Raw genomic sequence first — 21,034 nt, forward strand, 5'->3', positions numbered from 1 at the left:
CGTGTCGGTCAGTTCAGGCAGGCAGGCAGGCAGGCAGCGGGCAGCGTCGTGACGCTGCCCGCGAGCGCGTCACGCACGGGCTCGGTGGCGTGTCCCTGTTTCAGGTGGCGGCTTCTTCGGTCGGCAGCCGGAGATCCGTCTTCGCCGAGAACAGATGCACGGCAGTCGGATCGACGGCGACGCGCAACTCCTCCCCCTTGTCGTACGACTGCCGTCCCGGGGCACGGACGACCACCTCTGCGGCTTCCGTGCCGACCTTCGCGGTCGTGTGGAGATACGTGACGGCGCCGGTGTCCTCGACCGCGTCGACCACGACATCCAGTCCAGGCGTCTCGCTGTCCTCCCGGGAAACGATGGCGAACTGCTCGGGCCGGACGCCGAGGACGACCTCCGTTGAGCCCTCCTCATCTGCCGCCCGCAATGCCGACCGGGGCAGCGGCAGGACCAGCCCGCCCAGATCGATCCCGTTCGCGGTGAGCGGGAGACGGAAGAGATTCATCGCGGGCGAGCCGATGAATCCGCCGACGAACGCGTTCGCGGGGCGCTGGAACACCTCCCTGGGCGTGCCCACCTGCTGCAGCACGCCGTCCTTCATGACGGCCACACGGTCCCCCATGGTCAGAGCCTCGACCTGGTCGTGGGTGACGTAGACCGTGGTGGTGCCGAGTCGTCGTTGCAGCGAGGCGATCTGCGTTCGGGTCTGGACCCGCAGCTTCGCGTCCAGGTTGGACAGCGGCTCGTCCATGAGGAAGACCTGCGGTTCGCGGACGATGGCCCGTCCCATCGCGACCCGCTGGCGCTGGCCACCGGAGAGGGACTTGGGCTTGCGGCCGAGGTAGTCGTCGAGACCGAGGATGCCTGCGGCCTCGGCGACGCGGCGCCGGACGTCGTCCTTGTGCACCTTCGCGATCTTCAGAGCGAAGCCCATGTTGTCCGCCGTCGTCATGTGCGGGTAGAGCGCGTAGTTCTGGAACACCATCGCGATGTCGCGTTCCTTGGGCGGCAGATGGGTCACGTCCCGGTCGCCGATACGGATCGTCCCGGAGTCGACGTCCTCCAGCCCGGCGAGCATGCGCAACGTAGTGGACTTGCCGCAGCCCGACGGGCCCACAAGGACCATGAACTCGCCGTCGGCGATCTCGAGATCGAGCGCGTCGACGGCCGGATGGCTCATCTTCGGGAACAGCCGCGTTGCCTTGTCGAAGGTGACGGACGCCATGATTTTTCCCCTCCCTGACGGCCCCTCAGCGGTGCATCGGAGGATCCGACACGGAGTGAGGGGCTTCCTGCGCCTGACGGTGCGTTACACCCTCAGGTTCGAACGGCGCCCACTGGCGCGGCAGGTCCTCGACGTCCCCGCCTATGGGCCGGTCGGTGCTGTCGGCGTGCGGCACGAAGCACGACCGCTGTCGGCCCCTTCGGCACGGTCGGCGGCCCACAGGGATACGCGCCAAGGCAGGAAAGGCCGCCCAGACCCAGCCCAGGGACCCATCGGCCCATGGCACGGCATCCATGTCCTCGCAAGCTGGGGAACCACCAAGGCCGTTCGGCCCCGACTCTGAGGAGACCGACGTCATGACCACTGTGGTACCTCGCCCGACGGCTCGGCCGGAAGCGCACCCCCGGCCCGCACTGCTCACGTTCCTGGGCGGCGTGGGAACAGTCACCGGCAGCAAGTTCCTCGTCGAGAGCGACCGCGCCCGCGTCCTCGTGGACTGCGGGCTCTTCCAGGGCCTCGCCGACCTGCGCCGGCGCAACTGGCGCGGCCTGCCCTGCGACGCCGCGGACATCGAGGCGGTGGTCGTCACCCACGCCCACCTCGACCACTGCGGATATCTGCCCCGACTCGTCCGTCACGGCTTCCGGGGACGGATCGTGACGACGGAGTCCAGCGCCCGCCTCATGGAGATCGTGCTGCGGGACAGCGCCAAGCTGCAGACAGAGACCGCCCGGCATGCCAACGAGCACGGCTGGTCCAAACACCGGCCGGCACAGCCGCTGTACGACGACTCAGACGTTGACCGCACCCTCGAACTCGTCGACCCGGTACCGACCTGCACATCGACCGACATCGCCGCCGGAACCAGGCTCACGCTGCACCCCGCCGGCCACATCCTCGGATCGGCCTGGGCCCGGCTGACCTTCGAGGACGGACATACGCTGGCCGTCAGCGGCGACCTGGGCCGCCCCGGCCATCCGCTGCTGTGCCCTCCGGAGCCGTTCTCCGGAGCGGATGTATTGCTCATGGAGTCGACGTACGGCAACCGTCGCCACGAAGACGAGGCGGGACGGACACACTTCGCCGACGTGCTGAGCCGTACCCTCGCCCGCGGCGGCACCGTCGTCATCCCGGCCTTCGCCCTCGACCGCACCGAGGTCGTCCTGCACGAACTCGCCGAACTCCGCCGGGCCGGCCGGATCCCGGCAGCCGTTCCCGTGTACGTCGACAGCCCGATGGCTCTCGCCGCCCTCGATGTCTACCGGGACGCCATCCTCACCCGGGATCCCGAGTTGCGCCCGGAGGTGACGGCGGCGGGCACGGCCGCGCTGAGTCCCGAGCCGTTCCTCGCCGTGCGGTCGATCCAGGAGTCCGTCGACATCAGCCGCGCGGGCGGACCCGCCATCATCGTCTCGGCGTCCGGCATGGCCACCGGAGGCCGCGTCCTGCACCACCTCCGACGTCTGCTGCCCGACCCGCGCAACGCCGTCGTCGTGGTGGGCTTCGCCGCTCAGGGCACGCGTGCCCGGGACCTGGTCGACGGCGCCAAGGCGCTCAAGATGTTCGGTGAGTACGTGCCGGTGCGCGCTCAGATCGCCGACGTACCGCACTTCTCGGCCCACGCCGACGCCACCCAGATCATCGACTGGCTGCGCGGCGCCCCCGCCCCGCACACCACCTACCTGGTGCACGGTGAGCCCGACGCAGCTGGCGCCCTGCGTGACCGCATCGACCGGACCCTGGGCTGGGCCGCCGTCGTACCGCGCTCCGGGGAGCGCGTACTCGTCCGGTGACAGGGAAGGCCGCCGGCTCCACGGCGAGTCGCCCGGTCGGTGTGGAGAGCTTCGTCCGTGTTCCGCCGCACGGCGATGAGGCAGCGGTCACGGACCGGCCCGCACGGCCCGGCACAGGGCCACTCGCGGCCTCTGCCCGGGCCTATCGGCCCATGTGCCGGAATCCGTATCGGAGTTGGCTGGGAGTGAGAAGAACGACGCCGATCCGAAGGGAGCCAGGACAGTGGGTACGAGTCTGACACCGGAGTTCTGGGAGCGGTTCGCCGTTCTGCTGGTCGTGGCGATCGGTGTGACATGTGTCCTCACCGCATCGTTCGACGCGCTGGCGGTTCGGCTCCTGCGTCGTCGCGTCCGCAGGCAGCCGGAACAGGTCGGGGCGGCGTCGACGGTCGCGGACCACCGCGCTTCCGTCCACACCTGAGCGGCGCGGCCATGGTCGCCGACCCTGACATGATCCCCAAGCCGAACGTCGCAGAACCGGAAATGAAAGCGCTGGCCCGCTTCTGCCGGGACATGACGCGGACCGCCGTCGTGGAAACGGGCGGCATGGGTCCCGGAACACCGGCGATGACCGCCCGGGGCTCGGGCAGGCACGAGCGCATCCAGGACGGCCGCTGGATCGTGGGGACCTATGAGCAGGACCAGTTCCTGCTCGACGGCACCCCCATGCTGACGTGGCAACTGCACTGGGTTGTCGGCTGGGACCCGGCGTCCGGCGGCTACCGGGCGACGTTCGCGGACAACGCCGGCCGCTGCAGCCTCATGCGCGGGCACATCGACGGCGATAGGCTCGCCTTCGAGGCGATCGGTGAGCCGACGTTCCGGCTGCGCCTGATGTGGGACGCGACGGATCCGCTGGACGTGCTGTGGCGGAACGAGACGTCGGTGGACGGCGGCCCCTGGACGCTGGTCGAGGCGTATCACTGCACGCCTGTGTAGCACCCGGTCACGGGAGGAACGTCATGCGCAGGTACGGCGAGAGGAGCGACGAGCCCGGCTCGCCGCCCACCGGCGACGTCCTTCCACCGACCATGACGATCGCCACAGGCACCGGGGGCCGACCGCGCCGCATCGACATCGAACCGTTTCCGTCCAGCCGACGGCTGGTGGTCGCCGCCGAGCGGGCCGGTCGGCGCATGGCACCCATGCACAGCCTCATCGAACTCGACGTCACGACGGCGCGGAACCTGCTCGCCGTCGCCGACAGGCCGGTCTCGTTCACCGCGTTCGTGGTGGCGTCCGTCGCCCGGTCCGCGGCAGCGCACCCCGACACGCACGCCTACCGGAACTGGCGCGGCAGCCTCGTCCGCCATCAGCACGTCGACGTGACCACCCTGGTGGAAGTCGAGACGGGCCAGGGTCCCTTCGCCCTCCCGCACGTCCTGCGGGACGCCGACGCGCGGGACGTCCGGGACCTCACAGCAGAGCTCCGCGCGGTCAAGGCCGATCACTCGGTGACGGGCACAGGACGGATGCTCGATCGCTTCGGCCCCGCCATGACCCGGGTGCCCGGCCTGGTGCCGGCGATGTACGCGGTGCTGGCCCGGTCCGTGCGGCTACGGCAGCTGACGGGAACCGTCGCGGTCACGGCGGTCGGCATGTTCGGCGCCGGCGGCGGGTTCGGTATCGCCCCGCCCACACTGATGCCCCTCCAGGTGGTCATTGGCGGGATGACCCGGCGGCCCCGCGTCGTGGACGGGCGGATCGAGGCCCGTGACGTGCTGGACCTGACCATCACCTTCGACCACAACGTGATCGACGGCGCACCCGCCGCCCGGTTCGTGGCGGATCTCCGCCGCCTCATCGAGCACGCCGAGCCGCTGCGCACGGACGATGACGAACAGGGGCAGGGCTCCGGCGGACCCGGGTGAGCCCTGCCGTCGCCGTCCTGCCTCATCCGCGGGCCAGTCCGTCGGCGATCCCGGAGGCCCAGGAGTCGATGGCGTCCCAGTCCCGGTAGTCGCCGAACCGGCCGCCCAACAGGTGGAACAGGATGCGTCCGGTGACAGGCAGCTGGTCCCGTCCTACGACACCGGAGAACAGCCGATGGTCCTGGTACGACAGGTCACCGGGCAGACTCTCGACGATCACCGGGATCTCCTTGTCCGCCATGCGCTTCCAGGGTCCGCGCAGCGCGCCTGGCATGCCGACGCTGAAGATCCATACGGGCCGGGAGCCCAGTATGTCGAGGTTATGACGTATGAAGTCCTTGGCCGAGTCCAGCCAGGTCTGTCCGTGGACGGCGCTGCCCAGGACGAACGCGTTGTACGCGTCGGCGTCGTCCACCGTCTCCATGGACCGAGCCTCGGCTTTGAGTCCCGCCTCGCTCAGCTTGGTGGCCAGTCGCTCGGCGATCTCGCGCGTCGAGCCGTGCGCGGTCGCGTAGCCCACCAGGATGTCCATGACGTCACCTCGACGTTCCTTGACTTCGGCAAGCTCCGGGGGCCGAGTCCGCGGTGCCCGAGGGCACGACCCACTTCACCGCCGGCTACGCGGCACCGCTTCGGGTGAGAGGGGATGCCACGACGACCGCGAGCGGCGTCGCGGCCCGCTCCGTGGCGGGCACCGCCACCACAGGGACCGCCGCGTTCCGCAGGCAGGCACGGCCGACCGCGCCGATCGCGGGCTGACCGTACTGTCCGTGTGCCCTGCGCCCGAGGGCGAGCAACAGGGCGCCGCTCGCCTGCTGCACCAGTACCCGCGCGGGCGGGCCCTCCACTAGGACGGCGCGTACGGCACCGTCGACCTGTGGGCCGAAAACCTCCCGCACCGTCGCGGCGAGCAGCTCCGCGGCCTGGACCCGCTCATCGGCGGGGGTCGGACACGCTGACGCGGGTGCATAGGGGGCCATGCTGCGCCCCGCCGGTTCCCAGGCATGTACGGCGACGACGTCCGCGCGCAGAGCACCGGCCTGCTCGAAGGCCCAGCGCAGCGCGGCCATGGACGCCTCGGACCCGTCGACGCCCACCACGATGCTGTTGCCGCGGGCGAGTTCGGTCATGGCAGCCTCCTCGATGGCCTCTTGTTTCGACGATGACCCGAACCGGGTGGGCGAGGCGTGGGCCGTGGGGCCCCGTCCAGGTGCCGAACGGTCCCTTGTCGGCGGTGGTCGCAGGCGACTCGGTACGGCGACGCTGGCTTTGCGTGCGCGGCGGCGTGCGCCACAGCGAGCTCGGCGTTCTCCCATGGGCCGACCAGCCGACCCGGGACGCAGTGGTATGTCTCCAGGGCGGCGCCGGGCGGAAGGGGCTCTCCCCCGCTCGAACGGAGTTGACGGCCTGGGGAAGAACGGCGGATCGCGTGCTCCTTCGGTCGTGTGAACACGGCCCTGCCCACGCCGCCGCCGTTGTGACGGAACTCGCCTCCGAACACCGGTGACCAAGACCAAGGACGGCAGCCGTGCTCCCGCTCCCCCTGCTTCGGGCCCGTGACCATCCTGCGCCGCCTGCGGAGTACGGCGGCATGGGCCGAACGTCCCGCGCAAGGGCCCGAAACGCCCCTGTTGCCGCCCGGCCGGGGGTGCGACGGTGATGACGGAACGCTCTGCTGCGCGATCTCCGCAGCCCAGCGAAAGGTGGTGAGGGAGATGGCACTGCCCCTGGTCGTGGGCGTCGACGGATCGGATTCGAGTCTTCTGGCGGTCGACTGGGCGGTGGACGAAGCGGCCAGGCGCGGCCTGCCGCTGCGTCTGCTGTACGCCTCTCTGTGGGAACGCTACGAAGGTGCTGTCTCTCCGGACAGCCCGGAGCGCCCGTCCGAGGAGGTGATGGTGGAGAACATCGTCGGATCCGCGGCGGAGCGCGCCCGACGGCGCAACGCGGACGTGAAGGTCTCCACCGAGGTGGTGCCCGAGGAGGCGGTGGACGGCCTTCTGCGCGCAGGCCGCAACGCCTTTGCCCTCGTGACGGGAGCACGCGGCCGCGGCGCGCTGAAGGAGCTGCTCCTCGGCTCGGTCAGCCTGACAGTGGCAGCCCGCGCCCACTGCCCGGTGATCGTGGTCCGGGGTGACAAGGCCGGCTTGGCCGGTACCCACGAGCGGATCCTGCTCGGTGCGGGGGAGCCCTCGTCGTACGGTGAAGCGGTGCGCTTCGCTTTCGACGAGGCCGAAGCGCGCAAGTGCACCCTGGATGTCGTACGAGCCTGGCGCTGCCCCGCGCACGAGACCGCCGACCATCCCCTGCTGGTCGGGGAGCCCGCGCATTACCACGAGGAGCAGGCGTCCACCCTGCTGGACGCTCTTCTTCAGGACGTCGTCGTGGACCATCCGAGTGTCCGGGTGCGCCGTGCCACGGTCGAAGGACCGGCCCGCAAGGTGTTGCTGAACCGCTCCGCCGCTGCAGACCTTCTGATCATCGGTGCCCGGCGCAGGCACGGTCACTTCGGCCTCCAGCTGGGCCGGGTGGGGCACACGCTGCTCCATCACGCGGACTGCCCCGTGGCGATCGTGCCGCAACGGGACTGACCGTGAACCACACCTCCTCGTCCGGCTCGGCCCTACTCGCCAGGGAGTACGTATGACGATCCCCGTCGCGATCGACGGCCTCGGCCGGCACGGCGACGAGTGCGGCTCCGGCAAGCGGCTGCCCGTCCTCACCGCCCACACGGCAAGGCAGCGGCCGTGAACGCCCCGGTCGCCGGGTCCCCGGCGTCCCGCGCCGCACTCGCGCCCTTGCTCCGGGACGTCCGAGCCGTCGTCCTCGACACCGACGGTGTGATCACGGACTCGGCCCGGGTGCACGCTGCGGCGTGGAAGACCGCATTCGACGCCTTCCTGCGCGAGCACCCGCCCGAGAACCTCGACCTGCGGCGCCCGTTCGATCTGCAGGACGACTACCTGCGGTACGTGGACGGCAAGTCACGCATCGACGGCGCCGCCGCCTTCCTGGCCTCACGAGGCTTCGCGTCGTCGGACGAGACAGTACAGGCCGTCGCCGCGGACAAGGAACGGCTGTTCACGGAGCAGCTGCGCGAGCACGGCGTCGACGCGTATCCCGGCACGGTACGGCTGGTGCGCGCCCTGCGCCGGGCCGGGGTGCCCGTGGCCGCCGTGTCCGCCTCCCGCCATGCCCGTGAACTCCTCGGCCACGCCGGGGTACTGGACCTCTTCGACGCGCTCGTCGACGGAGGTGAGGCGGCCCAGCTGGGACTGCCGGGCAAGCCGCAACCCGACCTGTTTCTGGAGGCGGCCCGCCGCCTCGGTGTCCCCGCCGACCGTGCCGCGGTCGTCGAGGACGCGCTGGCGGGCGTCGAGGCGGGCCGTCGCGGTGGGTTCGCCCTCGTGGTCGGCGTGGATCGGACCGCCGGCCCGGACACCGCTGAGAGGCTGCTGCGACACGGCGCCGACATCGTCGTACGGGATCTCGGAGAGCTGCTCGCGGGAGGGACACCGACGTGACGGGCTGGACCTGCGAGTACGAGGGCTACGATCCCGCGGACGAACGTCTGCGGGAGTCGCTCTGCACGCTTGGCAATGGCTACTTCGCCACCCGAGGGGTGCTCCCCGAGTGCGCCGCGGACGCGGTGCACTACCCGGGCACCTACGCGGCCGGCTGCTACAACCGGCTCACCTCCGACGTGGCGGGACGCCGGGTCGAGAACGAGGACATGGTCAACCTCCCGAACTGGCTACCGCTGCGCTTCCGCCTCACTGACGGGCAGTGGCTCACGCCGGACACCGCGACGGTGCTCGAGCACCGTCAGGTGCTGCATCTGGCCTCGGGTCTGCTGGAGCGCCGGACGCAGTACGACCTCGGCGACGGACGCACGCTGTCCGTACGTCAGCAGCGTCTCGTACACATGGCCGACCCCCATCTCGCCGCCCTGCGCACGGAGTTCACGGCGGACGGGTTCTCCGGCGAACTCGAGGTCGAGGCCTTCCTCGACGGCGGTGTCACCAACGCCGGCGTGCCGCGCTACCGGGACTTGGACGGCCGCCATCTGACCCACGTGCACACCGGCACCGCCGTGCCCGACACGGTGTGGCTGCGCTGCCGTACCCGTACCTCGGACATCCGGATCGGCATGGCCGCCCGGCTCACCGCAGACACTCCCGTCACCACGCGCCACGCATCCCCGCGCGCCATCCAGCGGGTGCGACTGCGGCTGTCCCCCGGCCGCACCGTCACCGTCGACAAGACCGTCGCCCTGCATACCTCACGAGACCCCGCGATCAGCGATCCCCTGTACGCCGCGATCGACCGTGTCGGCGGGGCGGCAGGCTTCGACGAGTTGCTCGAAGCACACCTCACGGCCTGGGACCAGCTGTGGCGCCGGGCCGATCTCGACGTCGACGGGGAGGCGGGCAACATCCTGCGGCTGCACCTGTTCCACGTGCTGCAGACGCTGTCGCCGCACACCGCCGACCTCGATGTGGGGGTCCCGGCCCGGGGACTGCACGGCGAGGCGTACCGCGGGCACGTCTTTTGGGACGAGCTGTTCGTGCTGCCGTACCTCAACCTGCACTTCCCGGAGGTGTCCCGGGCTCTGCTGCGCTACCGCCACCGGCGCCTCGACCGGGCCTGTTCCGCGGCCCGCGCGGTCGGTCGACGGGGCGCCCTGTTTCCGTGGCAGAGCGGCAGCGACGGCCGCGAGGAGACGCAGCAACTGCACCTCAACCCGCGCTCGGGGCGCTGGCTGCCGGACCACTCCCGGCTCCAGCACCACGTCGGGTCGGCGATCGCGTACAACGTGTGGCAGTACTGCGAGGCGAGCGGCGACGCCGAGTTCCTGCACACCAAGGGCGCCGAGATGCTGCTGCAGGTCGCCCGTTTCTGGGCGGACTCGGCCGTCTACGACGAGAACCTCCGGCGGCACCGCATCCGCGGCGTGGTCGGTCCCGACGAGTACCACGACGCCTACCCCGACGCGCAGCAACCCGGCCTCGACGACAACGCGTACACCAACGTCACGGCCGCGTGGGTGCTCACCCGCACTCTGGAGGTGCTGCGCGCCCTGCCCGAGCCCCGTCGCCGCGAACTCGTCGAGCGCACCGGCCTGGACGGCGGCGAACTCGAACAGTGGGAGGACGTCTCCCGCACTCTCCATGTGCCCTTCCACGACGACGTCGTCAGCCAGTTCGCCGGCTACGGCGACCTCGCCGAACTCGACTGGGACGGCTACCGGAAGCGCTACGACGACATCCGACGGCTCGACCGGATCCTGGAGGCGGAGGGAGACACCGTCAACCGCTACCGGGCATCCAAGCAGGCCGACGTGCTGATGCTCGGCTACCTCTTCTCGCCGACCGAACTCCAGGGCCTCTTCAGCAGGTTGGGCTACCGGCTCGACGAGGACACCTGGCAACGAACCGTCGACTACTACCTGGCCCGCACCAGCCACGGCTCCACCCTCAGTGGCCTGGTCCACGGCTGGGTCCTGGCCCGGGCCCGGCGCGCCGAAGCCTGGAAATTCTGTCTGGAGGCCCTAAAGGGTGACATCGCCGACGTCCAGGGTGGCACCACGGGCGAGGGCATCCACCTGGGCGCCATGGCCGGCACGCTCGACCTGGTGCAGCGCGGGCTGACCGGGCTGGAGACCAGGGGCGGGGCGTTGTGGCTCAACCCCGTGCCGCTGCCGGAGCTGTCCTCGTACGGGTTCGCCCTCCGCTACCAGGGCCACTGGGGTGTACGGCTGCGACTGGAACGCGGTCGGCTGGAGATCGCCGTGCCGTCGTCCGACGAGGCTCCGATCGACGTACGGCTGCCCGATCGCGCGGTCTGCGTCCAGCCCGGGGAGACCTGCCGATTGGTGCTCCAGGACTGACCGTCACGCCGGGGCGACGGCAAGCGGGTACTTGCGGGCACTGGTGTGCCGCACGACGTCGTACGGCTTCCCCCGGCCCGGTGAACAGTCCCCGGTGAACAGTCGCTGAGGATGGGCCGGATGGCCCCGGGCGAGGCCCCGGACAGCCCCTCCCGGCCCGGCCGCCGTGGCGTGACGCTGGTCATGAGGAACAGACCGAGAATGACCGAGAGTGTCGGAGGTGCGCGTCATGCTTCAGCCCGTGATCGCCGGAGTCGACGGATCCGCCGAGAGCCTGGCCGCAGCCGAGTGGGCTGCCCGCGAGGCCGAACGGCGCGACCGACCGCTGCGGCTGGTGCACGCCTGGAACTGGCACCCCCGCCAGAGCGATGGCGTACCCGCCAACGCCGCCCAGCGGTATCTGGCCGGGCGCTCCCTGCGCCAGGCGGAGGAGCGGATCCGCGGTGCCGTCCCCGGCGTGCGCCTGTACGACGAGCAGGTCGAGGGACCCGCCGCCGTGGCCCTGGTGAAGGCGGCCGAGCAGGCCGACCTGCTGGTGCTGGGCTCGCGTGGGCTGAGCGGCCTCGCCGGTTTCGTCGTGGGCTCGGTCGCGCAGGACGTGGTGGCGAGGGCCACGCGTCCCGTCGTCCTCGTACGGTCGGGGGAGGATGCGGCGGACGAGCACCTTCCCGCGGACGACGGGAGCGCCTCCACCCGGACCGGATACCGGGACGTGGTACTGGGCCTCGACCTCGCAGACCGGTGCGACGAGGTGATCGAGTTCGCCTTCGCTGCGGCCCGGCTGCGTCGCACCAGGCTGCGGGTCGTCCATGCCTGGCGCGCGCCTTCCCCGCTCAGCCTGGGGCCCGGGGACATCGGCCTGGTGAGTGACCCGACGCGCGAGGAGGAGTGGCAGGGCTTCCTGTCCGCCGTGCTCCAGATATGGCGCGACAAGTACCCCGACGTCGAGGTTGTGGAGTCGGTGTCGGAGGGCAAGGCTCCGACCGCGCTGATCCGGGCCGCTTCCGGAGCGAGCCTCCTCGTCGTCGGCCACCGGCTGGCCGAACGGCCGGTGGGTCCACGCACCGGACCCGTCACCCACGCCGTCATCCATCACGTCGGCTGCCCCGTGGCCGTCGTACCCCATGAGTGAGGACGGAGGAGGTGACAGCCGTGCTCAATCCAGTCGTGGCCGGTCTGGACGGTTCGCGCGAGAGCCTCGCGGCAGCCGGCTGGGCCGCCAGGGAAGCACTGCGGCGAGGACTGCCGCTACGTCTGGTGCACGCCCGTGAAGGCCTCCCCGAGGAGGAGACGGAGGCAACCCTGCCGGAACTGAGGGCGCCACAGGACCAGGCACGCCGGGTGCTGCGCGGCGCCGGCGACCGCCTCAACGAGTGCTACCCGCAGGTGCATATCGCCGCCGAACAGGTGCCCCTGCCACCGGGGCCGGCGCTGCTCGCGGAGAGCGACAACGCCGAGCTCCTCGTGATCGGCAGCCAGGGCCTGGGCCGCGTCGAAGGGCTCCTCGCAGGCTCGGTGGCCATGGCGACCGTGGCACACGCCGCAGGACCGGTCGTCCTCGTACGCGCCGATGACACGGCCGAGCGCGAACACGTGCCGGACGGGTCCGGGAAGCCCTCGGCCCGCACGCCGTACCGCGACGTCGCGGTCGCAGTCGACGTGGGTCGTCCGTGCGATGCCGTGCTGGAATTCGCTTTCCGCGCCGCGCAGTTGCGAGGGGCTCCCCTGCGCGTCGTGCACGCCTGGCACGTGCCCTTTGGACGTGGCATCCCCGACGCTGAGGAGCGCGGGCTGATCAGGGAGAACGCGGAAAGGGAACTCGCGGCGCTGCTCGCCCCCTGGCGCGACAAGTTTCCCGGCGTCTTCGTGCGCGACACCCTGTATGAGGGGCGCGCGGCCCAGGTCCTCGTGAAGGCGGCAGGCGGAGCGGGCCTGCTGGTGGTGGGCCGCCGCAGGCGCCGAGCCGCCGTCGGTTCCCACACCGGCCCGGTGGCCCACGCACTGATCCACCACGTGACCTGCCCCATCGCCGTGATCCCGCACGACTGACCCGGCAGACCGCCTAGTGCGTGACGGCGGCCCTCGGCGTGCCGGCGGCCTGGTGTCGACGCGGCCTCGCTCTGAGGGCCGCGTGGCCGTGATGAGGGCCCAGCGGCCCCTGGGCACGCAGGACGTGCCCCGCAACGATGAGTCACGAGGGGGCTGCGGCGCGCTCCAGCGGTTCACGCGGAACCGATGAGGACCTGCCTGGATGCCGTGGACCTCCTCAAGGCCGGGCGCGTGCGCCGGCGGCCTTCGCATCAGGCACGACCTGACACGACCGGATACTGGAGGTACCTCCCATGCTTTCCCCCATCGTCGTCGGCCTCGACGGTTCCCCCGAGAGCCGCGCCGCCGCCGACTGGGCCGCCCGCGAGGCGCGACGCCGCGGCTTGCCGTTGAGCCTGGTCACCGCCTGGATCTGGCGGCCTGTCGACGTTCCTTCAGCCCAGGAATCGGAAGCCCAGAAGCAGTGGGCGCAGCAGCTGCTGAACGAGGCCAGGCAGGACCTCGTGGCGAAGTATCCGGATCTGCCGGTCACCGTCGGGCAGGTGTCCGGTCTGGCGACGCGGGCGCTGCTGGAACGGGCGGAGGGCGCCGAGATGCTGGTACTCGGCTCACGTGGACACGGCGCCATCGCCGGTTTCCTCCTCGGCTCCGTCGGGCAGCACGTCCTCGCCCATACGAACGTCCCCGTGGTGCTCGTGCGGGCCAAGGACCGCTCGGCCGCCGATGGCGCGGAGCCGGACAGTGGCGAGGTGGTCGTCGGGATCCAGGACCGCGACAAGCCCTCCGAAGAACTGCTCGAGTTCGCCTTCTCCGCCGCGGCCGCTCGCGGGGCGACGCTGCGTGCCGTGCACGCCTGGAGCCGTCCGCCAGTGTTCGGGTACAACCCCGCCGCCCTGCGCATCGGGGACGACGACGGCGGCTGGGAGGCCCGGGTCGAACAGGAACTCTCGGATTCCCTCAAGCCCTGGCAGAAGCGGTATCCCCAGGTAAAGGTCGTCCAGACGATCGATCTCGCGTCGGCCGCGGAAGTCGTACTCCAGGCCGCCCGCAACGCCGGTCTTGTGGTGGTCGGACGCGAGACGCACCGGCCGGCCCTCGGCATGCGCATCGGTCCGGTCACTCACGGCGTGATCCACCACGCCGCCGCGCCCGTCGCCGTCGTGCCGCACGACTGAGGCCGAGTGGCTGAGGGCCGAGTGGCCCACACGCCGGGGACGTCCGGGACGTGATGGAGGCGGCATCGGCTAGGAAGACAGCCGCGAACATGGCCGCGACACCGCTCCCCCTGGATACGCCTTCGCCATCGCCCCTCTCCTCGCTGCCGTCGCCGCCTGATCGAACTGCGGCGCCCACGCTCCCCCGTGGTCGTGACCGGCGTCAGCGGGCTGTTGGGCACGAGGGCCGGTCCGACCGGCCCTCGTCGATCGTGGTCGCGGCGCCTCCCTGCCGTCGCCGTGGATCCGCGGCGGCAGAGAGGCCGACAGGCCCCGGAGCCGAGGCAGGACTGTGGGCCGTTCGGCCCCAGTGGCAGGACCGTACGGCGCCTGTCCTGGCGGTACGCCCACCCGCGAAGGTGTCGTCCACGGGCCGGCACCCTCCATGGCCGGTCCGGTCCATCCCCCTGCCGACCCCCGTTCCCGGGGTGCGCGCGACCCCGTACACGAGGAGGCCCGCCGTGGAGCTGGCGCTGGCTCAGGAGACCGTGGCCCGATGGCAGTTCGGCATCACGACCGTCTACCACTTCCTGTTCGTCCCGCTGACCATCAGCCTGGCCTTCCTCGTCGCGGGGCTGCAGACCGCCTGGGTGCGCACGGGCAGGGACAAGTACTTCAAGTCCACCCGCTTCTGGGGCAAGCTCTTCCTGATCAACGTCGCGATGGGGGTTGCCACCGGCATCGTGCAGGAGTTCCAGTTCGGCATGAACTGGTCGGCCTACTCGAAGTTCGTCGGTGACGTCTTCGGCGCCCCGCTCGCCATGGAGGCGCTGCTCGCGTTCTTCTTCGAGTCCACCTTCATCGGCCTGTGGATCTTCGGCTGGGACAAGCTCCCCCGGAAGATCCACCTGGCCTGCATCTGGCTGGTCGCGATCGGCACCTTCCTGTCGGCGTACTTCATCCTGGCCGCCAACTCCTGGATGCAGCACCCGGTCGGATACGAGATCAACGAGGCCACCGGGCGCGCCGAACTCAACGACATCGCGGCCGTGCTGTTCCAGAAGACCACCCTGGTCGTCGTCTTCCACACCCTCACCGCGGCCTTCCTCACCGGGGGCGCCTTCATCGTCGGAATCGCCGCGTACCAGTTGCGCCGCACGTCGAAGGCCGCCAAGGAGGCCACTGAGCCTGACACCCCGGGCCGGATCGCCACCATGCGCACCTCGCTGCGTCTCGGCCTCGTGACGGTCGTCATCGCCGGCCTCGGCACGGCGGTCAGCGGCGACGCGCTCGCGAAGGTGATGTACGAGCAGCAGCCCATGAAGATGGCGGCTGCCGAAGCGCTGTGGGAGACCGAGGAGTCGGCGCCCTTCTCCCTCTTCGCGTACGGCGACGTCGCCGAGGGCCGCAACAGCGTGGAGATCGAGATTCCCGGACTGCTGTCGTACCTGGCCAAGGGCAACTTCGACGACGCCGTCCCCGGCATCAGCTCCGTCGAGGCACTGGAGAAGGCGAAGTACGGCGATCTGGCCGAGGACTACAAGCCCAGCATCCCCACCGCTTACTGGTCGTTCCGGTGGATGATCGGCTTCGGCATGGCCTCCTTCGCCATCGGGCTGGTCGGGCTGTGGCTGACCCGGAAGAAGCGGTGGCTGGCCGACGGCAAGAGGCGCGGCGAGGACGAGGTGCCGTTGCTGATGCTCACCCCGAACCGGGAGCTGGGCCCGGCCCTGAACACCTGGGCCTGGCGTCTCGCCGTCCTCACCATGGGCTTCCCGCTGGTCGCCAACTCCTTCGGCTGGATCTTCACCGAGATGGGCCGCCAGCCGTGGACCGTGTTCGGGTTGATGACCACCGCCGACGCGGTCTCGCCGGGCGTCTCCGTCGCCGAGCAGATCACCTCGCTGAGCGTCTTCACCGCCCTGTATGCCGTACTCGCCGTCGTCGAAGTGAAGCTGCTGGTCAAGTACGCCAAGGCGGGCCCCGTCGACGAACAGCCGCCGCCGGAAGTGCCCTCGCTCCGCGGCCCGGCCGCCGACGAGGACGCCGACCGCCCGATGACCTTCGCCTACTGAGACCTCCGGAGAGACACGGCCATGGAACTGCACGACATCTGGTTCGCCCTGATCGCCGTCCTGTGGATCGGCTACTTCTTCCTGGAGGGCTTCGACTTCGGGGTCGGCATCCTCACGAAGCTGCTCGCCCGCGACGAGGCCGAGCGCCGGGTACTGATCAACACGGTCGGCCCGGTCTGGGACGGCAACGAGGTCTGGCTCCTCACCGCCGGCGGCGCCACCTTCGCCGCCTTCCCGGCCTGGTACGCCACCCTGTTCAGCGGCTTCTACCTGCCGCTGCTGGCCATCCTGGTCTGCCTGATCGTCCGGGTCGTCGCCTTCGAGTACCGGGGCAAGCGCGAGGACGCCCGGTGGAAACGCAACTGGGAGCACGCCCTGTTCTGGACCTCCCTGCTGCCCGCGTTCCTGTGGGGTGTGGCCTTCGCGAACATCGTCCACGGTGTGAAGATCGACGCCGAGGGCGAGTACGCCGGCACGGTCCTCGACCTGCTCAACCCGTACGCCCTCCTCGGCGGCCTCGTCACGCTCGCCCTGTTCACCTTCCACGGCGCGGTGTTCGCGGCGCTCAAGACGCGCGGCGACATCCGCGACCGGGCCCGGACCCTGGCCGCCCGGGCAGGCCTCGCCACCGCCGGGCTCGCGCTGGTCTTCCTGCTGTGGACCCAGGGCAGCGGCGGCAACGTGCGCAGCCTCGTCGCGCTGGTCCTCACGGTCGTCGCGCTGCTCGGCGCGCTCGCCGCGAACCAACGGGCGCGCGAGGGCTGGGCGTTCGCGTTGTCCGGGGTCACCGTCGCCGGGGCCGTCGCGATGCTCTTCCTCGCGCTGTACCCGGACGTGATGCCGTCCAGCCTCGACACGGCGTGGAGCCTGACGGTGAGCAACGCCTCCTCGTCGGCGTACACGCTGACGGTCATGACCTGGGTCGCGGCGATCATGACCCCCGTCGTCCTGCTCTACCAGGGCTGGACGTACTGGGTGTTCCGCAAGCGCATCGGCGTCGAACACATCCCGGCCTGACAACCCGCAGCCGCGTCAGTCTCCAAGCCTGAAAGGCACACGCGATGAAGCCCGTAGACCCGCGGCTGCTCCATTACGCCCGCGCCACCCGGCTCTTTCTAGCCGCTTCGGTGGCTCTCGGCACGATCGGCGCCGCGCTGCTCGTCGTCCAGGCGGCGGTCATCGCCGAAGTGGTGGTCGGAGCCTTCCAGAACGGCCGGGGCCTGGGCTCCCTGCGCGGGTCCCTGCTCCTGCTGATCGCCGTCTCGGCGGGGCGGGCGGCGGTCGCCTGGTTCACGGAGACCGCCGCGCACCGCGCCTCCGCGGCCGTGAAGTCCGAACTGCGCGGGCGCCTGATGGATCACGCAACCGCGCTCGGCCCGGACTTCGTGACCGCGCAGCGCACCGGAGAGCTCACCACACTCGCGACGCGAGGGGTGGACGCCCTCGACGACTATTTCGGCCGGTACGTGCCGCAGTTGGCCCTCTCCGTCATCGTCCCGGTCGTCGTACTCACCAGGATCGTCACCGCCGACTGGCTCTCGGCGGCGATCATCGCGGCCACGCTGCCGCTGATCCCGCTGTTCATGGTGCTCATCGGACTGGCCACCCAGCGGCAGACGGACCGTCAGTGGCGGACCCTGTCCCGCCTCTCCCACCACTTCCTGGACGTGGTGGCGGGCCTGCCCACGCTGAAAGTCTTCGGGCGGGCCCGGGCGCAGGCGACGGCTATCCGGCGGATCACCGATGAGTACCGCCGGGCGACCCTGCGCACCCTGCGGATCGCCTTCGTCTCCTCCTTCGCCCTGGAACTGCTCTCGACGCTGTCCGTCGCACTCGTCGCGGTGAGCATCGGCCTGCGCATGGTCGAGGGCGGGCTCGATCTGTACACCGGGCTGCTGGTGCTGGTCCTCGCACCGGAGGCGTACGCCCCCATCCGGGCGGTGGGTGTCCACTACCACGCCAGCGTGGAAGGCCTCACGGCCGCCGGGAAGATCTTCGACGTACTGGAGACTCCGCTCCCCCGGCGTGGCCACGCCGATGTTCCGGACCTCTCCGCCACCCCCATCACCCTCAGCAATCTGACCGTGACCCATCCCGGCCGGCCCGCACCCGCCGTCGACAACCTGTCCCTGACGATCCGGCCCGGCGAGACGGTCGCACTCGCCGGGCCCTCCGGGGCCGGCAAGACGAGCGTCCTGTCGGTCCTGCTCGGCTTCACCACCCCGGCAGTCGGCACGGTTACCGTCGGCGACCGCGACCTGCGGGACATCGACCCCGAGCAGTGGCACCGCAAGATCTCCTGGGTCCCACAGCATCCGCACCTCATCGCCGGAACCGTCGCCGACAACGTCCGCCTCGCCAGGCCCGAGGCCACCGACACCGAAGTGCGCTCGGCGCTGTGCGACGCCCACGCCCTCGACATCCCGGACGACCTCGTCCTCGGCGAGAACGGCACCGGCCTCTCCGCCGGACAACGCCAACGCGTCGCCCTCGCGCGCGTCTTCCTCACCGACCGCCCCCTCGTCCTCCTCGACGAACCGACCGCCCACCTGGACGCCGAGACCGAGTCCGCGATCACCGACTCCGTCCGCCGCCTGTCCGCCACCCGTACGGTGATCCTGACCTCTCACCGCCTGGCCCTGCCGGCCCTCGCCGACCGATGCGTCGAGCTGCGCACTCCGGCTGCCGAGGCCGGTGCGACCGCCAGTGCGGACGGATCGGCCATCGCTCCGGAGCGCTTCGTCGGTGCGGCCCCGTCCCTGCCTGGTCCCGTGGACCGCCCCGCCGATGCGGCGCGGCACACGCCGGACGCCGGGCTCGTCCCCGGCACCATGGCGAGTCCCCCACTGCGACGGCTGGTCCGGATGGCGGTCAGGGGCCCTGTACGGAGTCGGCTCGCCCTGGCCATGCTGCTGGGCGCGCTCGCGCTCGGGTGCGCCGTCGCGCTCATGGGGACATCCGGCTGGCTGATCTCGCGTGCCGCGCAGCAGCCGCCGGTACTGCATCTGATGGTGGCGGTGACCTGCGTACGCGCCTTCGGTATCGGGCGCAGCGTGCTGCGGTACGCCGAGCGGCTCGTGGCCCATGACGCCGTGCTGCGAGGCCTCGGCAGCCTCAGGGCAACCGTCTACGCACGGCTGGAACGACTGGCCCCGGGCGGGCTGCGGCTGTACCGGAAGGGGGACCTGCTTTCCCGGTTCGTCACCGACGTCGACTCCGTGCAGGACTACCTGCTGCGCTCCCGGCTCCCGGCCACCGCCGCGGCCCTGGTCGGCACGGCGGCCTCCGTGCTGGTGGGCCTGGTGCTGCCCTCCGCCGGCATGATTCTCGCCATCGGGCTACTGCTCGCCGGAGCGGGCGTACCGCTGCTGACCGCGGCGGCCTCACGCCAGACCGAACGACGCCAGGCACCGGCCCGCGGCGAGCTGGCCACCGCCGTCCTGGACGCCCTGTCCGGCACCGCCGAACTCACGGTGACCGGAGCGCTGCCCCGCCGACTGGCCGCCGTACGAGCCGTGGACCGGCGTCTGACCCGGATCACCGCCCGTTCGGCCGCCACCGCGGGACTCGGCTCGGGACTGGTCACTCTGGTCGCGGGGCTGACGACCACCGCCTGTGCGGCCGTGGGCGTACAGGCCGTGGCCGCCGGACGTCTGGACGGCGTGCTGCTCGCCGTGCTGCTCCTCACCCCGCTCGCCACCTTCGAGGCTGTCGCCGGGCTACCGGCCGCCGCGCAGGTCCGGCAGCGCAGCCGTCGTGCCGCAGAACGGGTCCTCGATGTCGTCGACGCCCCTGCGCCGGTCCTGGAGCCCGAGCATCCGGCCCCGCTCCCCCAGCCGTCCTTCCCCCTCCGGCTGCGCGGCCTGAGTGCCATGTGGCCCGGCCGCCGCGAACCGGCGCTCATCGGCATCGACCTGGACCTCGCGCCCGGGCGCCGGATCGCGGTCGTCGGCCCGAGCGGCTCCGGCAAGACCACGCTGGCCCACGTGCTGCTACGGTTCCTCGACCCGGAGACCGGTACCTACACACTCGCCGGCGCCGACGCGACCGCCCTGTCCGCGGAAGACGTACGGCACGCTGTCGGCCTGTGCGCCCAGGACGCGTACGTCTTCGACAGCTCCCTGCGTGAGAACCTCCGCCTCGCCCGCCCCGACAGCACCGACCAGGACCTGTGGGCGGCACTGGCCGGGGCCAGGCTCGACGCCTGGGTACGCACCCTGCCCGACGGCCTGGACACCCCGGTCGGCGAGCACGGCGCACGACTCTCCGGCGGCCAGCGTCAACGCCTGGCCCTGGCACGCGCGTTGCTCGCCGACTTCCCCGTCCTCGTCCTCGACGAACCCGCCGAGCATCTCGACCTGCCCACCGCCGACGCGCTCACGGCGGATCTGCTCGCGGCCGCGCGGGGACGCGCGACCGTGCTGATCACCCACCGCCTGGCCGGCCTGGAGGACGTCGACGAGATCCTCGTCCTCGACCACGGCCGCGTGGTGCAGCGCGGCACCTGGGCGGAACTCATCGCCGTACCGGGCCCGTTGCGGTCGACGGCGGAGAGGGAGCGGACCTCCGAACCGGTCCGAGTGGCGGCCTGAGAGCATGCAGAGACGGTTCCGTCACCTGGTCCCGCTCACCGTGGCGGAAGTCCGCCGGCTCCTGGCAACCCACCCGCCCCCAGGCTCGACCGACCGCTTCGCATTGCAGAACGACCACGGGCACCCGGCCTCGCAGCCGAACGAGTCAGGTCTCGGTGCCCAAGGGACCGCGGACAAACGTCGTCGCAGGAGGAAAGCGCCATCCACGGTTGCACTCCGGCCGCCGCCTCGGCCTGGCGGTGGTGGGCGCGCGGCTCGGTCCTGTGCGCCTTCGCGTCGGTGGCGCGAGGGAGCGCGCTTCCCACCGCCTGGTCAGTTGCTCCTTTGCGCCAGGTCGCGGCAGCGGCGTCGTCCGCCACGTTCGCGAGGTGGACGACTGCCGGTTTCGGGC

16 protein-coding genes are annotated in these 21,034 nt (G+C 71.2%); 13 read left to right on the top strand and 3 right to left on the bottom strand.

The features are described 5' to 3' along the window. Positions 1–100: 100 nt before the first annotated feature. Positions 101–1,219 (bottom strand): ABC transporter ATP-binding protein, encoded by a 1,119-nt coding sequence (locus IE263_RS29160; RefSeq protein WP_189940801.1) that lies wholly within the window; start codon positions 1,217–1,219, stop codon positions 101–103. Between the two features lie 356 nt (positions 1,220–1,575). On the opposite strand from IE263_RS29160, the gene IE263_RS29165 reads away from it, so the two are divergent. From IE263_RS29165 to IE263_RS29180, 4 genes are all read left to right on the top strand, one after another. Next, positions 1,576–3,012: an MBL fold metallo-hydrolase RNA specificity domain-containing protein gene (locus IE263_RS29165; protein ID WP_189940802.1), complete on the top strand. Its 1,437-nt coding sequence runs from the start codon at positions 1,576–1,578 to the stop codon at positions 3,010–3,012. 223 nt (positions 3,013–3,235) lie between these two features. Further along, positions 3,236–3,433, top strand: a complete 198-nt coding sequence (locus tag IE263_RS29170; RefSeq protein ID WP_189940803.1) for a hypothetical protein — start codon at positions 3,236–3,238, stop codon at positions 3,431–3,433. 11 nt (positions 3,434–3,444) lie between these two features. After that, positions 3,445–3,951, top strand: coding sequence for a DUF1579 family protein (locus IE263_RS29175; protein WP_189940804.1), 507 nt, complete (start codon positions 3,445–3,447; stop codon positions 3,949–3,951). Between the two features lie 23 nt (positions 3,952–3,974). Continuing rightward, positions 3,975–4,883 (top strand): 2-oxo acid dehydrogenase subunit E2, encoded by a 909-nt coding sequence (locus IE263_RS29180; protein WP_189940805.1) that lies wholly within the window; start codon positions 3,975–3,977, stop codon positions 4,881–4,883. Positions 4,884–4,905: 22 nt separating this feature from the next. On the opposite strand, the gene IE263_RS29185 is transcribed toward IE263_RS29180, so the two are convergent. Together IE263_RS29185 and IE263_RS29190 are read right to left on the bottom strand one after the other, a co-directional pair. After that, positions 4,906–5,415: a flavodoxin domain-containing protein gene (locus IE263_RS29185; protein WP_189940806.1), complete on the bottom strand. Its 510-nt coding sequence runs from the start codon at positions 5,413–5,415 to the stop codon at positions 4,906–4,908. Between the two features lie 85 nt (positions 5,416–5,500). Continuing rightward, positions 5,501–6,013: a universal stress protein gene (locus tag IE263_RS29190; RefSeq protein ID WP_189940807.1), complete on the bottom strand. Its 513-nt coding sequence runs from the start codon at positions 6,011–6,013 to the stop codon at positions 5,501–5,503. Positions 6,014–6,598: 585 nt separating this feature from the next. On the opposite strand from IE263_RS29190, the gene IE263_RS29195 reads away from it, so the two are divergent. The 9 genes from IE263_RS29195 (at position 6,599) to cydD (ending at position 20,643) form a co-directional block, all read left to right on the top strand. After that, positions 6,599–7,474, top strand: a complete 876-nt coding sequence (locus IE263_RS29195) for a universal stress protein (RefSeq protein ID WP_189940808.1) — start codon at positions 6,599–6,601, stop codon at positions 7,472–7,474. 156 nt (positions 7,475–7,630) lie between these two features. Then, positions 7,631–8,407, top strand: a complete 777-nt coding sequence (locus IE263_RS29200; protein WP_189940809.1) for an HAD family hydrolase — start codon at positions 7,631–7,633, stop codon at positions 8,405–8,407. Then, on the top strand, positions 8,404–10,773 hold the full coding sequence (locus tag IE263_RS29205; protein ID WP_189940810.1) for a glycoside hydrolase family 65 protein: 2,370 nt from the start codon (positions 8,404–8,406) through the stop codon (positions 10,771–10,773). Before IE263_RS29200 ends, IE263_RS29205 begins: the two co-directional genes overlap by 4 nt. A gap of 229 nt (positions 10,774–11,002) precedes the next feature. Further along, the gene (locus IE263_RS29210; RefSeq protein ID WP_189940811.1) at positions 11,003–11,905 is read left to right on the top strand and encodes a universal stress protein; all 903 of its coding nucleotides are present in this window, start codon (positions 11,003–11,005) and stop codon (positions 11,903–11,905) included. A gap of 20 nt (positions 11,906–11,925) precedes the next feature. After that, a complete protein-coding gene (locus IE263_RS29215) occupies positions 11,926–12,822 on the top strand; it encodes a universal stress protein (RefSeq protein WP_189940812.1) in 897 nt (298 codons plus the stop codon). Positions 12,823–13,115: 293 nt separating this feature from the next. After that, the gene (locus IE263_RS29220) at positions 13,116–13,997 is read left to right on the top strand and encodes a universal stress protein (protein WP_189940813.1); all 882 of its coding nucleotides are present in this window, start codon (positions 13,116–13,118) and stop codon (positions 13,995–13,997) included. Between the two features lie 500 nt (positions 13,998–14,497). Further along, on the top strand, positions 14,498–16,051 hold the full coding sequence (locus IE263_RS29225; protein WP_189940814.1) for a cytochrome ubiquinol oxidase subunit I: 1,554 nt from the start codon (positions 14,498–14,500) through the stop codon (positions 16,049–16,051). Positions 16,052–16,072: 21 nt separating this feature from the next. Further along, positions 16,073–17,068, top strand: a complete 996-nt coding sequence (cydB, locus tag IE263_RS29230; RefSeq protein ID WP_189940815.1) for a cytochrome d ubiquinol oxidase subunit II — start codon at positions 16,073–16,075, stop codon at positions 17,066–17,068. Between the two features lie 44 nt (positions 17,069–17,112). Continuing rightward, positions 17,113–20,643 carry a thiol reductant ABC exporter subunit CydD gene (gene cydD / locus IE263_RS29235; protein WP_189940816.1) on the top strand — a complete coding sequence of 1,177 codons (3,531 nt, stop codon included), beginning with the start codon at positions 17,113–17,115 and terminating at the stop codon, positions 20,641–20,643. Positions 20,644–21,034: the final 391 nt, after the last annotated feature.

Origin of the sequence: Streptomyces aurantiogriseus (genome assembly GCF_014649375.1) — a bacterium.
Lineage (GTDB): Bacteria > Actinomycetota > Actinomycetes > Streptomycetales > Streptomycetaceae > Streptomyces > Streptomyces aurantiogriseus.

Coding starts and splice junctions, on each gene's coding strand:
- IE263_RS29160 (WP_189940801.1), bottom strand. CDS start 1,219: ATGGCGTCCGTCACCTTCGACAAGGCAACGCGGCTGTTCCCGAAGATG.
- IE263_RS29165 (WP_189940802.1), top strand. CDS start 1,576: ATGACCACTGTGGTACCTCGCCCGACGGCTCGGCCGGAAGCGCACCCC.
- IE263_RS29175 (WP_189940804.1), top strand. CDS start 3,445: ATGGTCGCCGACCCTGACATGATCCCCAAGCCGAACGTCGCAGAACCG.
- IE263_RS29180 (WP_189940805.1), top strand. CDS start 3,975: ATGCGCAGGTACGGCGAGAGGAGCGACGAGCCCGGCTCGCCGCCCACC.
- IE263_RS29185 (WP_189940806.1), bottom strand. CDS start 5,415: ATGGACATCCTGGTGGGCTACGCGACCGCGCACGGCTCGACGCGCGAG.
- IE263_RS29190 (WP_189940807.1), bottom strand. CDS start 6,013: ATGACCGAACTCGCCCGCGGCAACAGCATCGTGGTGGGCGTCGACGGG.
- IE263_RS29195 (WP_189940808.1), top strand. CDS start 6,599: ATGGCACTGCCCCTGGTCGTGGGCGTCGACGGATCGGATTCGAGTCTT.
- IE263_RS29210 (WP_189940811.1), top strand. CDS start 11,003: ATGCTTCAGCCCGTGATCGCCGGAGTCGACGGATCCGCCGAGAGCCTG.
- IE263_RS29220 (WP_189940813.1), top strand. CDS start 13,116: ATGCTTTCCCCCATCGTCGTCGGCCTCGACGGTTCCCCCGAGAGCCGC.
- cydB (WP_189940815.1), top strand. CDS start 16,073: ATGGAACTGCACGACATCTGGTTCGCCCTGATCGCCGTCCTGTGGATC.
- cydD (WP_189940816.1), top strand. CDS start 17,113: ATGAAGCCCGTAGACCCGCGGCTGCTCCATTACGCCCGCGCCACCCGG.